Genomic DNA, 13,879 nt, shown 5'->3' with positions numbered 1-13,879 from the left:
CCAGCATAGGGCGGCCGCGCGCGGCGGCCTTGACCGGGCGCGCCCGCGGTTTTGACCGCCGCGGACGCGCCGGCAGGGAGGTTCAGCCTTGGCGGATCAGCGCGCGCAGCACGCGCTTGCAGGCGGCCAGATCCTGTTCGCCCAGCCCGGCCTGGATCTCCCGCTGTTGCTGGCCGGCGATGCGCCACAGCGTGGCGGCTTGTTCGCGGCCGGCCTCGCTGAGGCGGTAGCCGGCGGCGTTGCGGGTCAGAAACCCCTTGCGGCGCAACTCGGCCTCGGCCAGTTCTATCGCTTCCGGCGGCATCGCCGCCTCGCGCTGCAATGCGCAGCCATCCAGCCCCGGCTGCTGTTCCAGCACCAGCAGCAGCCGTGCTTCGCCTCCGCTCAGGCCGGTGGCGAGTTGGCGCGGCCGGTAACTGGCCTGGTAGGCCTGCAGCGCCTGGGTCAGCAGATAGAGCAGGTTGTCGCCCAGCCAGCCGGGCTGGGGTTCCGCGGCAGCGGCCGGCCGAGCGCGCGGCAGCGCGGCGGCGTACATGCCTTGATGGTAGAGCAGCGGCGCGGCGCCGCAGTCGTCGAAGGCCTCGACCAAACCCAGCAGAATCCAGTGGTCGCCGCCGTCCAGCCGCTGATGTAGCCGGCAATGGAAGCGGGCGGCGCAGCCGTCCAGCAGCGGCGCGCCGCCTAGGCCGGTTTCCGGTTTCAGGCCGGCGAATTTGTCCGAGGCGGCGCGGGCGAAGCGGTTGGACAGCTCAATCTGGTCGGCGGCCAGCACGTGGACGGCGAAGTGGCCGGCCTGGTCGAACACCGCGTTGCTTGCGGAGCGCTTGTCCAGGCTCCACAGCACCAGCGGCGGGTCCAGCGAGACGGAATTGAAGCTGTTGGCGGTGACGCCGGCGCGTTCGCCGTCCGGTGTGGAGGCGGTGACGACGGTGACGCCGGTGGCGAAGTTGCCGAGCGCGCGGCGCAGCGCGCGCGCGTCGTGGGCAGGGGCGGGTGCGTTCATGGCGTGTCCTCAAGGCCGCCCGGCGCGGAGCCGGAAAGGCGCGGGTGGGAGGGGCGGTAGAACCTGTTCAAAGTCTTGCTCGCGAGATCGTAAACACGTTCTTAGAGCCTGTTCAAAATCTTGCGAGCAAAAGCGAGACAAGGCGAAAACGGCTGAGAAAGCGGAATGTACAAGTGGTACATGAGCATTTCGAAGCGGTTTTTAACGCGGTATCGTCGCAGCGCAGCAGATTATGAACAGGTTCTTAGACCATGGAGGGGTCCGGCTCCAGCCCCAGCAGCGAACGTCCCAGGATCTGGGCGCAGACGTCGTAGTCGGTGTAGGCGTGGGCGCCGGTCATATGAGCGTCGCGGAACAGCCGCTGCGCCTCGTTTTCCAACCGCCAACAGTTGCCGCCCATGGATTCGAACAAACGGTCCACCGCCTGGATGCACATCTTCACCGCGTAGGCTTGGTTGGTGCGCCAGAAGGCCAGCGTTTCCGCCGTGGGGTAGCGCTTGGCCGCGCCGTGCTCGGCGTGATCGCGCCAGCTGGCTTCCAGCAAGGCGCGCGCGGCCAGCACCTGGTGAGTGGATTCGGCCAGCCTCATATAGGCGGGCAGCGCGGCGCCCACTTGGGCGCCGGTGTAGGCGCGAATGCGGTTGCGGCTGCGTTCCTTGAACACTTGCAGCATGCGCTCGGCCACGCCCAGGCTGATGGCGGCGAAGCCGCTGGCGAAGTAGGGCCGGTAAGGCGCGTAGAAGATCTTGCTGTCCGGGTACAGGCCGAAGCCGGCGGAGCGGCCTTCCATCATGTCCTTGGCCGCTTCTATCCGGTGTTCCGGCACGAAGACCTTGTCCACCAGCAGCGTCTTGGTGCCGCTGCCTTGCATGCCGGCGGCGTGCCAGTCGTCGCGGATCCGGTAATCGGCGCGCGGCACCACGCCAAAGCAGTATTGCGGCTCGCCGTCCGGGCCGGGGCGGCGAAAGCCCAGTATCGCCCACTCGGCGTGGTCGCAGCCGCTGCTCCAGCCCATTTCTCCGCTGAGCAGCACGCCGCCGTCCGCGGTTTCGGCCCGGCCCAGCGGCGCGATGCTGCTACTGGCGGTGGCGTCGCGGTCCTCGCCCCAGACCTCCTCTTGCAGCCGGGCGGAGAACAGCGCGATCTGGTGACTGTGGGTGGCCAGCAGGCTGGCGGCCCAGGCGGTGCTGGCGCAGGCGCCGGCCAGCGCCGCCACGCAGTCCGCGAATTCCGGGAGGCTGATTTCCCGGCCGCCGTAAGGCTTGGGCTGGAAGGCGCGGTGAAAGCCTATGCTTTTCAAGAGCGCGATGTTTTCCGCCGGCACGGTGCGTTCGCGTTCCGCCCGCTCCGCGTTGGAGGCGATGGCGGGCAGGATGGGGAGCAGAGTTTCCAGCAAGGGATTGGGGTGGCGCATGGCGGGTCTCCTGGGTGCGTGGTGGCGCTGGATAATAATGAATACCTTCAGCGAATTTGCATTATGGATAGCGATGCCACGCACTGGAATGCACCTTCCAAGCTGTCTTAGGTACTTTTCATGGTATTTGCGCGCATGGCGGCGGAGACGGATCCGCGCCAGCGTATCGGCGAGGCGGCCTGTTCGGCTTCGTGCTCCGGTCCCAGCGGGATGTCGCGACGGTCGCGCAGCAGCAACGCGGCGGCGAGGCCGATCAGCGTCATGCAGCTCAGATAAGCGGTCACCGCGGCGGTGGAGCCGGTTTGGGCGATCAAGGCCTTGGCTATCATCGGCGCGAAGGCGCCGCCGAGAATGGCGCCCAGCGCGTAGGAGATGGACACGCCGGAAAAGCGCACCGAGGCGGGGAACAGCTCCGCGTAGAAGGCCGATTGCGCGCCGTAGGTCAGGCCGGTGCCCACGGACAACAGGCACAGCGCCAGCAGCACCGCCGGCAAGCCGGCGCTGTTGACCAGCGGGAACAGCATCAGCACGCCGGCCAGCTGCACGCCGAAGCCTATGATGTAGATGCGGCGGCGGCCGATGCGGTCCGACCAGACGCCGGCCAGCCAGGTGAAGGCCATCCAGCAGGCGGAAGCGAAGGCAACGGCCAGCAGCACCGGGGTGCGCTCCATGCGCAGCGCGCCGGCGGGGTCGGTGGTGTAGTTTTGGATGAAGCCGCCTGTGGTCATGTAACCGACGGCGCTGTTGCCGGCGAACACCAGCGCGGCCAGCAGCACCAGTGACGCGTGGCGGCGGAACAGATCCAGCACCGGAGTGCGCGAACCGGCTTTGCGCGCCTTGATCTCCTCGAAGACAGGGCTTTCCTCCACCGAGCGGCGCACCCATTGGCCGATGAACAGCAACACGACGCTGAACAGGAAGGGCACGCGCCAGCCCCATTCCAGGAAGGCGTCGCCGGGGGAGATCACCCCGCTCATCAGCGCGAACACGCCGGAAGCCAGCAGCAAGCCCAGCGGCACGCCTATCTGCGGGAAGGCGCCGTAGCGGCCGCGCTGACCGCGCGGCGCGTGTTCCACCGCCATCAACACCGCGCCGCCCCATTCGCCGCCGGCGGAGATGCCTTGCAGGATGCGCAGCAGGATCAGCGCGAGCGGCGCCAGCAGGCCGGCGGACTCATAGGTGGGCAGCAGGCCGATCAGCGCGGTGGAGGCGCCCATCAGCACCAGGGTCAGCACCAGCATCGCGCGCCGGCCAAGCCGGTCGCCGTAGTGACCGGCGAGAAAGGCGCCCAGCGGCCGGAACAGGAAGCTGACGCCGACCGAGGCGAAGGCGATCAGCGTGGCGGAGCGCTCGCCGGCCGGAGCGAAGAACAGCTTATTGAACACCAGGCCGGCGGCGCTGGCGTAGATGAAGAAGTCGTACCATTCGATGGCGGTGCCGATCACGGTGGCGTAGGCGACTTTGCGCGCGTTCGCGCTTGAGCGAGCGGGGGTGTGACTCATCTTTGTTCTCCTCGGGGGCGGAGCCGGAGCCGGCTCCGGGCGGCGCCTTGTTCTTGTGTGGTCGCCGCTTTGGGTGTGGCGGGCCGGGCGGCCCGCCGTGGGTCAGTAGGCGGATGGGGACGGCGGCAGGCCGGGCGTTTGGCTGCGGAAGGCCGCGGCCAGCGCTTCGGCGCGGCGCGCCAGCAAGGTGGTGTCGACGCCGACGGCGACGAAGCGGGCGCCCAGTTCCAGCAGACGGCGCGCTTCGGCCTCGTCGGCCATCAGGATGCCGGCGGCCTTGCCTTGGGCGCGGATGCGGCGGATGGCGTCGTCCATCGCCGCGCGCACGTCCGGGTGGTCCGGCCGGCCCGGATGCCCCATGTCGGCGGCCAGGTCGGCGGGGCCGATGAAGACGCCGTCCACGCCGTCGGTGGCGGCAATGCCTTCCAGCGCGGCCAGAGCCTGCCGGGTTTCCACCTGAACCAGCACGCAGATTTCGCTGTCGGCCCGCGTCAGGTAATCCGGCACGCGGTTCCAGCGCGAGGCGCGCGCCAGCGCGCTGCCCACGCCGCGAATGCCGCGCGGCGGGTAGCGGGTGGCCGCCACCGCCCGCGCCGCTTCGTCGGCGTTTTGCACCATGGGCAGCATCAGCGTTTGCGCGCCGATGTCCAGCAAGCGCTTGATGCGCACCGGGTCGTTGCTGGCGGCGCGCACAATGGGGTGGCAGGGGTAGGGGGCGATAGCCTGCAGTTGCAGCAGCACGTCGTTCAGTTCATTGGGCGCGTGTTCGCCGTCTATCAACAACCAGTCGAAACCGGCGCCGGCCAGCAGTTCGGCGCTATAGGGGCTGGCCAGGCCCAGCCACAGGCCGATCTGGCTGCGGCCTTCGCGCAGCGCGGCTTTGAATGGGTTGGCGGGGAGTTGCATGGCGGTTCCTCTAGAGGGTGTCAGACGAAGCGGCAACTGATCGCGCCCAGCGGGCCGTAGTCGACGTGGAAGGTGTCGCCGGCGCGCGCCGGCACAGGCCGGGTGAAGGAGCCGGCCAGAATCACCTGGCCGGCCTTGAGTTCGACGTCGAACGGCGAGAGTTTGTTGGCCAGCCAGGCCACGCCGTTGGCCGGGTGATTGAGCACCGCGGCGGCGACGCCGGATTCCTCGATCACGCCGTTGCGGTACATCAGCGCCGCCACCCAGCGCAGGTCCAGCTCGCGCGGGCGGATGGGCCGGCCGCCCAGCACCACGCCGGCGTTGGCGGCGTTGTCGGCGATGGTGTCGAACACCTTGCGCGGGCGCTGGCTGTCCGGGTCTATGGACTGGCTGCGCGCGTCGATGATTTCCAGCGCCGGAATCACGTACTCGGTCGCGTCGTAGACGTCGAACAGCGTGGCGCCGGGGCCGGACAGCGGCCGGCCCAGGATGAAGGCCAGCTCCACTTCCACCCGCGGCACAATGAAGCGGGACACCGGAATATCGGCGCCGTCGTTGAAGAACATATCGTCCAGCAGCGAGCCGTAGTCGGGCTCGTCTATCTGCGAGGACATCTGCATGGCGCGGGAGGTCAGGCCTATCTTGTGACCTTTGAGCTTGCGGCCTTCCGCCAGCTTCATTTCCACCCAGCAGCGCTGGATGGCGTAGGCGTCCTCTATGGTGATCTCGGGATATTCCAGCGAGAGCTGGCGGATCTGCCTGCGTTCGCGCTCGGCGTCGTGCAAGCGGCGCGCGGCGGCGCGGATCTGGTCATGGCTCAGCATGCGGGCTCCTCAGGAGGGCTGGCGGAAACGTTGGTGCACATTGTTGTGCTTGAAGTTGAGCGTGGCGGACAGTTCGGTCAGCTCGAAGCTGAGCGCCAGGTAGCGCTGGGCGAACAGCGGTTCGAAGTGGCGTTGGATCAGCGCGAACACCTGCTCGGCGGTGGCGCTGCGCTGCGCCTCGGTGCGCCCGCTGCCTATCTGCAAGGTGCAGTGGACGAAGGCGTAGTCGGCTTCCCCGTCGGCCATGCGCCAGGTGTCCAGCCAATGGGCGCGGCTGCGGATGCCGGCGAGGGGAAACAGGCCGCTGGCGGCCAGGCAGTCGTGCACCTGACGGAACAGTTCCGGCAGGTCCGCCTGCTCGCGAATATTGTCGGTGCACTCAGCGATGAAGTGCGGCATGGCGCTCTCCCTGAGGTTCCACCGGCAGCACCGCGTTGATCTGGCCGGTGCCGGAGCTGCCGAAGTAGGGGGTGATGATTTCCGCGCGGCCTCGGTAGTTGTCCCAGCCCAGCGCGCCCAGCAGCATGGCGGTGTCGTGCATGAAGCCCTCGCCGTGGCACTTTTCGGCGTACTCCGGCAGCATGTCGCAGAAGGTTTTCCAATCGCCGTCCAACCACATGGAGATGACTTCTTGGTCCATGCTTTCCAGGAAGGGGCTCCAGGCCTTGTGCAGGTATTGCTCTGCGGTGCCGTTCTGGGCGAAGCGGTGCGACAGCGAGCCGCTGGCGAAGAAGGCCACGCGGCCGTCGTAATCGCGCTCCACCGCCTCGCGCATCGCCGCGCCCAGCCGCGCGCTGTCGGCCAGATCGTGCACCGTGCACAGCGCGGCCACCGATACCACCTTGAAGTGCTGGTCGGCGTTCATATAGCGCATCGGCACCAGGGTGCCGTACTCCAGCGGCAGCGTGGTGGCGTCGTGGGCGCGGGTATGTACCCCGGCGGCGGTGGCGGCTTCGGCCAGCAGCTTGCCCAGAACGGGATTGCCCGGGTAGGCGTAGGGCATGTTCTTGATGAAGTGCGGCAGCTCATTGCTGGTGTACACGCCTTCGAAGGCCGGCGCGCAGTTGACGTGGTAGCCGGAGTTGACCAGCCAGTGGGTGTCGAACACCACGATGGTGTCCACGCCGAGTTCGCGGCAGCGGCGGCTGATCTCCTTGTGGCCGTCTATGGCCGCCTGGCGGCAGCCTTGATGCGGGCCGGGCAGTTCCGACAGATACATGGACGGCACGTGCGTGATCTTGGCCGCCAGGGCTAGGGTTCCCATTGCGTTCTCCTTTGTGTTGCGCGGGCGCTGCGCCCGCGCGTCGTTCCGTTTGCGGAAGCGGCCGTCTGGGCGGCCTTGGCTTGCGTGTCAGCGGGTTTCCACGCCCCAGCGCGGGATGAAGTGGCTGCCCATGGAGACGCAGACGTTTTTCACCTCGGCGAAGGCTTCGAAGCTGTATTCGCCGCCCTCGCGCCCAACGCCGGACGCCTTGACGCCGCCGAAGGGCTGGCGCAGGTCTCGCACGTTCTGGCTATTGACGAAGACCATGCCGGCCTCGATGCCGCGCGCCAGACGGTGGGCCTTGCCGATGTCCTGCGTCCAGATGTAGGAAGCCAGGCCGTAGTCGACGTCGTTGGCCAGCCGCAGTGCCTCGGCTTCGTCGCTAAAGCGCAGCAGGCAAGCCACCGGGCCGAAGATTTCCTCTTGGGCGATGCGCATGCGGTTATCGACGTCGGCGAATACGGTGGGGCGGATGAAGTGACCGGCGGCCAGCGCTTCGGGCAAGCCGGCCGGACGCTCCAGGCCGCCGGCCGTCAGCCGAGCGCCTTCCTCCAGGCCGATGCGGATATAGCCGGTGACTTTGTCGTAATGCTGGCGGGTAATCATCGAACCCACTTGGGTGTTGGGGTCCTGCGGGTCGCCGACGATCAAGCGCTGAGCGCGGGCGGAGAATTCCGCGACGAAGCGATCGTAGATGCCGTTCTGGACGAAGATGCGGCTGCCGGCGGTGCAGCGTTCGCCGTTGAGGGAGAAGATGGTGAACAGCGCGGCGTCCAGCGCGCGATCGAAGTCGGCGTCGTCGAAGACCAGCACCGGCGATTTGCCGCCCAGCTCCATCGAGTACTTCTTCAGCCCGGCGTTTTGCATGATGCGGCGCCCGGTGGCGGTGCCGCCGGTGAAGGACACCGCGCGCACGTCCGGATGGCTGACCAGGGCTTCGCCGGCGCTGGCGCCGTAGCCCTGCACCACGTTGAACACGCCGGGCGGGATGCCGGCCTCCAGCGCCAGCCGGCCCAGCTCGTTGGCGGTCAGCGGCGACAGTTCGGACATCTTCAGCACCGCGGTGTTGCCCAGCGCCAAGCAGGGCGCGGTCTTCCAGGTGGCGGTCATGAAGGGCACGTTCCACGGCGATACCAGCGCGCACACGCCCACCGGCTGGTACAGCGTGTAGTTGAGCATCTGCTCGTCCACCGGATAGCTGTGGCCGTTCATGCGGGTGCAGACTTCAGCGAAAAAGTCGAAGTTGTGCGAGGCGCGGGGGATCAGCACATTGCGGGTCTGGTGGATGGGCAGGCCGGTGTCCAGGGTTTCCAATTCCGCCAGCCGCGGCACTTCGCGCTGAATCAGCTCGCCCAGCTTGCGCATCAGCCGCGCGCGCTCCTTGGCCGGCGTGGCCGCCCACTTGGGAAAGGCCGCCTTGGCGGCGGCCACCGCCAGGTTGATTTCTTCGGCGCCGCCCGCGGCCACTTCGCCCAGCGCTTCGCCGGTGGCCGGGTTGTAGTTGACGAAGCTGTCTTGGCTGGCCACTTCGCGGCCGTTTATCCAGTGTTTGATCATGGGGTTTCCTTTTCCGCGTTCCGGCGCGCAAGCCAGTCCGTTTCGCTGATGATGTGATTGAGCAGCCGGCCGACGCCCGCGACTTCCACGACGACTTCGTCGCCGGGGCGCACGTCGGACAGGCCTTGAGGCGTGCCGGTGGCGATCATGTCGCCCGGCTGCAGCGTCATGAAGGCGGACAGGTATTCGATCAGGAAGGGGATGTCGAACACCATGTCGCGGGTATTGCCGCTTTGGACGCGGAGGCCGTTGACATAGGTGGCCAGCTCCAGGCAATGCGGGTCGGGCACGTCGTCGCGGTCCGCCATCCATGGGCCGATGGGGGTGAGGCCGTCGCGGTTTTTCACCCGCAGATTGGGCCGGTAGTAGTTTTCCAGATAGTCTCGCACCGCGTAGTCGTTGCATACGGTGTAGCCGGCGACATAGTCCATCGCCCGCGCGCGCTTCACCTTGCGCGCGGTCTTGCCTATCACCGCCACCAGTTCGCACTCGTAGTGCATATATTCAGCATTATCCGGCCGCATTGATTGTTGGCGGTGGCCGGTCAGCGTGGCGGGCGTCTTGAGGAACACCAGCGGTTCGCTGGGCGGTTTGAAGTCCAGTTCGGCGGCGTGGTCGGCGTAGTTGAGGCCCAGCGCGAACAGCGTGCCTTGGCACGGCGGCAGCCATTCCACCTCGGTTTCGCCCAGGCGGCGGCCGTCCGGCAGCACGATGGCGCCGTCGGCGTCGGCCTGCGCACGCCAGGTTTGGCCCTGGTAACGGATGCGGGCGTGTCTCATTGGATATCCTCCTCGGCCGCGACGATGTTTTCCAGGCGGCCGATGCCGTCTATTTCCACCGCCACGGTGTCGCCCGGACGCAGCCGGACGTTGCGCGGCGGCGTGGCCACGATCAGCAGGTCGCCGGCGTACAAGGTGAGAAACTGGCTGACGTCGGCGATCAACTGGGCGACGCCGCGCAGCCAGTCGGCGCTGTCGTTGGTTTCGGCCAGCGCGCCGTTGACGTAGGTGCGCACTTGCACCCGCTGCGGATTGATGGCGCCAGGGCCGGCCTCGGGGCCGATGGGGCAGAAGCCGTCGCGGCATTTGGCCTGGATCGCCGGCCGGTAGAAACTGGTTTCGGCCAGGCTGACTTCGTTGACCACCGCGTAACCGCCGACATGGGACAAGGCGTCGGCCGGGCTCACGCGGCAGGCGTCGCGGGCGATGCGCACGCCCAGCGCGCCGCCGGCGTAGACGGCGTCGGCATCGGCGGGAAAGGGAATGGGCGCGCCGGAGGCGCTGACGGTGTTGCGCGGCTTGACGAACAGCACCGGCGCTTGCGGCGGACGCTGGTAGGGGGCCTGTTCGAACTCCGCCGCCAGCGCCGCCTGCAGACGGCGGTGGTTGAGCGCCGCGCCGTAGATGGCCGCCGGCCGCTCAGTTGCGGCGTCTAGGACAAAGCTCATGCTTAACTCCTTGTTATTGAATGGGTTGCTGTTGTTCAAATATTCATTAACATGTTAAAGTTTATAACGATAACGGTGGGCTGCTGTCAATGTTTATCCATGTTGCATTGCGGGGAGAGCCGCGGAAAACCGCGCTTGGGTGGTGGCGGCCTTGTTTGTCGATTTGGCGCTGAGGCCAGAGCGGCGGTCTTTTGCACAGAACATGCGGCAAGTGCGGCCGACTATGGCGAAAATGTCACAAGAGAGGGATGGCGATGAGCAGAAACCCGCGCGGCCTGGGCGCGCGCATACCGAATATCGACATCGGCAAGGCTTACGACAGCCCTTACGAGTCCATCGACATCCATTGCGAATCCTTCGGACGGCTGGCGGCCTTTTTCGGCCGCAATATGCCGGTGCACAGGCACGACCGTTTTTTGCAATTGCACTACCTTGCCAGCGGTGATATCCGGCTGCAGCTGGAGGAGGATCACTACCAGGCGCACGCGCCGCTTTTGTTTCTGACCCCGCCCACGGTGCCGCACGCCTTCATCACCGGGCCGGAGGCCGACGGCCATGTGCTGACCTTGCGTCAGGAGCTGGCGCGCGGCTGGCTGGAGGAAGCGGGGCCGGATGCCTTGAGCGCGCCGTTCTGCGTGGAGCTGGGCGAGGTGCCGGCGGAATGGGCCGATATGGCGCGGCGGCTACCCGAGAGGCTGGCGCAGTTGCAGCGGGAGAGCGAGGCCCCGGAGCCGGGCGCGGATCTGGCGCGGCAAGCCTTGGCCCAACTGGTATTGGTGGACGTGTTGCGGCTATCCGGCCTGCCGGGGCCGCGGCGGGGGCCGCGTCGCGACGAGTGGCGGCTCTACCATCGCTTCAACGGCTTGATCGAGGCGCATTACCGTGAACACTGGAGCCTGGACCGCTACGCGGCCGAACTGGGCGTCAGCGAGGCGCGGCTCAACGACGTGTGCCGCCGGTTGGCGGACTTGCCGTCCAAGCGGCTGGCGCACGACAGGCTGTTGCAGGAGGCGAAGCGTCTGTTGATCTATTCCCCCGCCTCGGTGCATGCCATCGCCTATGAATTGGGCTTCAAGGACCCCGCTTACTTTTCCCGCTTCTTTCAGCGCCTGGCGGGCTGCCCGCCCAGCGACTACCGCGCGCGCCGCCAGGCCTGAATCCGCGCGGCCTAGTGCGTCGCGTCGTGGGCTGATTCCAGACCGCGCGCGCCGGGAGGCGCGCCCAGGTGGGCCAGGGCGCGGGCGCGGGTGTGGGACGGGGCTTCGCCGAACAGCTTGCGGTAATCGCCGGCGAAATGCCCCAAGTGGTAAAAGCCCCAGGCCCCGGCGGCGTCTCGCACGCCGTGGCCGGCTTGCGTGGGGTTCAGCAGCATGCGGCGCACCGCGTTCAGGCGGATGGAGCGCAGATAATCAACCGGGGTGGTATCCGCCACCAGCTGAAAGCTGTTTTGCAGCGTGCGGCGGCTGACGCGCAGACGGCTGCACAGCTCCAGCACGGTCACCGGCTCGTCCGGCTTGGCCAGCGCCAGCGCCTGGCTGCGTCTGACGATGTCGCAATGAGTGGCGAAGGTCAGGTTGCCGAGGCGCTCGCCCAGCGCGACGTCCGCCAGCGCGTCTTGCAGCAGGTCCAGCAATTGGTGCTGAATCACTTTCTGGTTGCCGGCGTAGGACAGCAGGGCCGGGTCCAGCAAGGCCTGTTCGAACACGCCGTTCAGCAGCGCGCGCAGCGCCGACAGCGCGGCCGGGCGGGCGGGGAACACCGGGGTCTTGCCTCGCGCCTCGCGCAGCGGGCGGCACAGCGCCGGCGTCAATTCGGCCAAATCCTCGTAGGGCACCGACACCTGAACCGAATCCGCGCCCGGCGGCAAGTGAAACACGAAGTCCTCGCCGCCGCGCAGCGCCATCAGGGCGTTGTCGGGTACGGCGACGCCTTGCAGGCTCAGCGGCGACGGCGCGCGGATGGGCAGCGCGAAATGGATCATGCCGCCGGGCGCGCGCCCTTGTTGCACCACGCGCTGGTTGAAGCTCTCGCGGAAGATGTCCAGGCGCGAGGTGCGCACTCGGCTCAGGGTGCTGCGGAAACGTCCGCCGCTGATCTGGCTGTATAGCTGCTCCCAGCCGGGCAAGGCCTCGGCGTGCAGGTGGGCGTCGTCAAAACAACGGGCTGCGGCAATCATCTGCTTTCTCCGGTGGGTGGGGGTGGAGTCCGCCTGTTTTCGGTCCCATGTTCTGGGCCGCAAAATGATTAATATGTTATTCAAATCGAAATGTCCAGCCTTCCGTGGGATGGTTAGCCGTTGTTTTTACTGAATGTTTCCATCTGGCGACATGCTGCGCCGCAACGCGAAGGGCCGGTCCGCGCTTTGCCGATTTGGGATAAGCCGCGGCGGCGACGCTGGGTATATTGAGCCATCGCCGGCCGCGCTCACGCGGCGGCAAGCTTGATTGAAAAGGAGACGCGGATGGATCAAAACCTGGTGCCGGTGCTGGAGTCGGTACGGGCCTTTCTAGAGCGGGAACATGGGCTGTGGATAGACGGCAAGCCGCGGGCGGCGCTGTCCGGGCGGCGAAACGAGGTGCGCAATCCGGCCAGCGGCGGGGTGATCGCCAGCGTGGCGGACGGCGAGGCCGCCGATGTGGACGCGGCGGTGGCCAGCGCGCGGCGCGCCTTTGAGTCGGGCGCCTGGTCCGGCTTGCGGCCGGCCGAGCGCGAGCGTGTATTGCTGAGGCTGGCGGATTTGCTGGAGGCGCATGCCGAGGAGCTGGCGCAGCTGGAAACGCTGAACCAAGGCAAATCCATCCACCTGGCCCGGGCCATCGAGGTGGGCGGCTCCATCGAATACGTGCGCTATATGGCGGGCTGGGCCACCAAGATCACCGGCGAAACCCTGGACGTGTCGATTCCGGCGCCGCCGGGCGCGCGCTTCACCGCCTTCACCCGTCGCGAGCCGGTGGGCGTGGCCGCCGGCATCGCGCCGTGGAATTTCCCATTGATGATTGCCTTGTGGAAAACGGTGCCGGCCTTGGCGGCTGGTTGCACCGCGGTGTTGAAACCGGCCAGCGAGACGCCGCTGAGCGCGCTGCGTTTGGCGGAGCTGGCGCTGGAGGCCGGCGTGCCGCCGGGCGTGTTCAACGTGGTGACCGGGCGCGGCGAAGTGGCGGGCCGCGCGCTGGCCGGGCACCCGCTGATCGGCAAGGTCAGCTTTACCGGCTCCACCGAGGTGGGCAAGGCCGTCGGCCACGCCGCGCTGGACAATATGACCCGGCTGGCTTTGGAGCTGGGCGGCAAGAATCCGATGCTGGTGCTGGGCGACGCCGACATCGATCAGGCGGTGAAGGGCGCTTTGCTGGGCGGTTTTCTCAATCAGGGCCAGGTCTGCGCCGCCGCCTCGCGGCTGTACGTGCATCGCAGCAAATTCAATATGTTCGCGGAGGCGCTGTCCGCCGCCGTGGCCGGCATGCGCTTGGGGCCGGGCATGGATCTGGAGGCTCAGGTCAATCCGCTGGTGTCGCAGCGGCGGCAGCAGGCGGTGTGCCGGCTGATAGAGCGCGGCCGCGCCGCCGGCGCCCGCGTGTTGACGGGCGGCGGGGCCGCCGACCTGCCCGGCTATTTCGTGCAGCCGACGGTGATGACGGACCTGGCGCCGGACAACCCGGTGGCGCGCGAGGAAGTTTTCGGCCCGGTGCTGGCGCTGATGCCTTTCGACGAGGTGGACGAGGCGGTGGCGCTGGCCAACGACACGCGCTACGGCCTGGCAGCCAGCGTGTGGACCAATGATTTGTCGGCGGCGCTGGACATTGTGCCGCGGCTGCAGGCCGGCACGGTCTGGGTCAACAGCCATATTCCGCTGGACCCGGGCATGCCCTTCGGCGGTTACAAGGAATCCGGCCTCGGCCGCGAATTCGGCAAGGGCGCGGTGGAGAGTTTCACCGAGATCAAATCGGTCTGCATCGCCCATTGAG

At 67.5% G+C, this 13,879-nt stretch carries 13 protein-coding genes; 2 read left to right on the top strand and 11 right to left on the bottom strand.

The window, feature by feature from the left end; genetic code table 11:
• Window positions 1-82: 82 nt before the first annotated feature.
• The 10 genes from MOV80_RS07815 to MOV80_RS07770 all read right to left on the bottom strand — a co-directional run bounded on the left by MOV80_RS07815 (window position 83) and on the right by MOV80_RS07770 (window position 9,917).
• Window positions 83-1,003 (bottom strand): p-hydroxyphenylacetate 3-hydroxylase reductase component, encoded by a 921-nt coding sequence (locus MOV80_RS07815; RefSeq protein WP_081576037.1) that lies wholly within the window; start codon window positions 1,001-1,003, stop codon window positions 83-85.
• A gap of 244 nt (window positions 1,004-1,247) precedes the next feature.
• Window positions 1,248-2,417, bottom strand: coding sequence for a p-hydroxyphenylacetate 3-hydroxylase oxygenase component (locus tag MOV80_RS07810; protein WP_081576036.1), 1,170 nt, complete (start codon window positions 2,415-2,417; stop codon window positions 1,248-1,250).
• A 107-nt stretch (window positions 2,418-2,524) separates the two neighbouring features.
• On the bottom strand, window positions 2,525-3,919 hold the full coding sequence (locus tag MOV80_RS07805; RefSeq protein WP_019101024.1) for an MFS transporter: 1,395 nt from the start codon (window positions 3,917-3,919) through the stop codon (window positions 2,525-2,527).
• A gap of 102 nt (window positions 3,920-4,021) precedes the next feature.
• Window positions 4,022-4,825 carry a 4-hydroxy-2-oxoheptanedioate aldolase gene (hpaI, locus tag MOV80_RS07800; RefSeq protein ID WP_161524015.1) on the bottom strand — a complete coding sequence of 268 codons (804 nt, stop codon included), beginning with the start codon at window positions 4,823-4,825 and terminating at the stop codon, window positions 4,022-4,024.
• Window positions 4,826-4,845: 20 nt separating this feature from the next.
• A complete protein-coding gene (hpaH, locus tag MOV80_RS07795) occupies window positions 4,846-5,649 on the bottom strand; it encodes a 2-oxo-hept-4-ene-1,7-dioate hydratase (protein ID WP_161524014.1) in 804 nt (267 codons plus the stop codon).
• A 9-nt stretch (window positions 5,650-5,658) separates the two neighbouring features.
• Complete coding sequence (locus MOV80_RS07790; RefSeq protein ID WP_043590030.1) at window positions 5,659-6,048, bottom strand: 5-carboxymethyl-2-hydroxymuconate Delta-isomerase; 390 nt, start codon at window positions 6,046-6,048, stop codon at window positions 5,659-5,661.
• Window positions 6,029-6,913, bottom strand: a complete 885-nt coding sequence (gene hpaD / locus MOV80_RS07785; protein WP_043590029.1) for a 3,4-dihydroxyphenylacetate 2,3-dioxygenase — start codon at window positions 6,911-6,913, stop codon at window positions 6,029-6,031. The genes MOV80_RS07790 and hpaD overlap by 20 nt, the downstream gene beginning before the upstream one ends.
• Before the next feature lie 87 nt (window positions 6,914-7,000).
• Entirely contained in the window at window positions 7,001-8,470 is a 1,470-nt protein-coding gene (gene hpaE / locus MOV80_RS07780) for a 5-carboxymethyl-2-hydroxymuconate semialdehyde dehydrogenase (protein ID WP_019101019.1), read from the bottom strand.
• Window positions 8,467-9,249 carry a fumarylacetoacetate hydrolase family protein gene (locus MOV80_RS07775; protein WP_249604980.1) on the bottom strand — a complete coding sequence of 261 codons (783 nt, stop codon included), beginning with the start codon at window positions 9,247-9,249 and terminating at the stop codon, window positions 8,467-8,469. Before MOV80_RS07775 ends, hpaE begins: the two co-directional genes overlap by 4 nt.
• A complete protein-coding gene (locus MOV80_RS07770) occupies window positions 9,246-9,917 on the bottom strand; it encodes a fumarylacetoacetate hydrolase family protein (protein WP_019101017.1) in 672 nt (223 codons plus the stop codon). Before MOV80_RS07770 ends, MOV80_RS07775 begins: the two co-directional genes overlap by 4 nt.
• Window positions 9,918-10,171: 254 nt before the next feature.
• On the opposite strand from MOV80_RS07770, the gene hpaA reads away from it, so the two are divergent.
• Window positions 10,172-11,074, top strand: coding sequence for a 4-hydroxyphenylacetate catabolism regulatory protein HpaA (gene hpaA, locus MOV80_RS07765; RefSeq protein ID WP_249604979.1), 903 nt, complete (start codon window positions 10,172-10,174; stop codon window positions 11,072-11,074).
• Window positions 11,075-11,085: 11 nt separating this feature from the next.
• On the opposite strand, the gene MOV80_RS07760 is transcribed toward hpaA, so the two are convergent.
• The gene (locus tag MOV80_RS07760; RefSeq protein ID WP_203390214.1) at window positions 11,086-12,093 is read right to left on the bottom strand and encodes a helix-turn-helix domain-containing protein; all 1,008 of its coding nucleotides are present in this window, start codon (window positions 12,091-12,093) and stop codon (window positions 11,086-11,088) included.
• 285 nt (window positions 12,094-12,378) lie between these two features.
• Between MOV80_RS07760 and MOV80_RS07755 the strand changes: the two genes are divergently transcribed.
• The gene (locus MOV80_RS07755; protein ID WP_249604978.1) at window positions 12,379-13,878 is read left to right on the top strand and encodes an aldehyde dehydrogenase family protein; all 1,500 of its coding nucleotides are present in this window, start codon (window positions 12,379-12,381) and stop codon (window positions 13,876-13,878) included.
• Window position 13,879 lies beyond the last annotated feature (1 nt).

Source organism: Chromobacterium sp. IRSSSOUMB001, from assembly GCF_023507765.1.
In the GTDB taxonomy this organism is placed as follows: domain Bacteria; phylum Pseudomonadota; class Gammaproteobacteria; order Burkholderiales; family Chromobacteriaceae; genus Chromobacterium; species Chromobacterium haemolyticum.
Note: the sequence above shows the minus strand (reverse complement) of the source record. Positions and strands in the feature narration are given on the sequence as shown.

What these genes read in the sequence shown, in the direction of transcription:
- MOV80_RS07815 (WP_081576037.1), bottom strand. Translation starts at nt 1,003, where the DNA reads ATGAACGCACCCGCCCCTGCCCACGACGCGCGCGCGCTGCGCCGCGCG.
- MOV80_RS07810 (WP_081576036.1), bottom strand. Translation starts at nt 2,417, where the DNA reads ATGCGCCACCCCAATCCCTTGCTGGAAACTCTGCTCCCCATCCTGCCC.
- MOV80_RS07760 (WP_203390214.1), bottom strand. Translation starts at nt 12,093, where the DNA reads ATGATTGCCGCAGCCCGTTGTTTTGACGACGCCCACCTGCACGCCGAG.
- MOV80_RS07770 (WP_019101017.1), bottom strand. Translation starts at nt 9,917, where the DNA reads ATGAGCTTTGTCCTAGACGCCGCAACTGAGCGGCCGGCGGCCATCTAC.
- hpaD (WP_043590029.1), bottom strand. Translation starts at nt 6,913, where the DNA reads ATGGGAACCCTAGCCCTGGCGGCCAAGATCACGCACGTGCCGTCCATG.
- MOV80_RS07805 (WP_019101024.1), bottom strand. Translation starts at nt 3,919, where the DNA reads ATGAGTCACACCCCCGCTCGCTCAAGCGCGAACGCGCGCAAAGTCGCC.
- hpaI (WP_161524015.1), bottom strand. Translation starts at nt 4,825, where the DNA reads ATGCAACTCCCCGCCAACCCATTCAAAGCCGCGCTGCGCGAAGGCCGC.
- hpaH (WP_161524014.1), bottom strand. Translation starts at nt 5,649, where the DNA reads ATGCTGAGCCATGACCAGATCCGCGCCGCCGCGCGCCGCTTGCACGAC.
- hpaE (WP_019101019.1), bottom strand. Translation starts at nt 8,470, where the DNA reads ATGATCAAACACTGGATAAACGGCCGCGAAGTGGCCAGCCAAGACAGC.
- MOV80_RS07755 (WP_249604978.1), top strand. Translation starts at nt 12,379, where the DNA reads ATGGATCAAAACCTGGTGCCGGTGCTGGAGTCGGTACGGGCCTTTCTA.
- MOV80_RS07790 (WP_043590030.1), bottom strand. Translation starts at nt 6,048, where the DNA reads ATGCCGCACTTCATCGCTGAGTGCACCGACAATATTCGCGAGCAGGCG.
- hpaA (WP_249604979.1), top strand. Translation starts at nt 10,172, where the DNA reads ATGAGCAGAAACCCGCGCGGCCTGGGCGCGCGCATACCGAATATCGAC.
- MOV80_RS07775 (WP_249604980.1), bottom strand. Translation starts at nt 9,249, where the DNA reads ATGAGACACGCCCGCATCCGTTACCAGGGCCAAACCTGGCGTGCGCAG.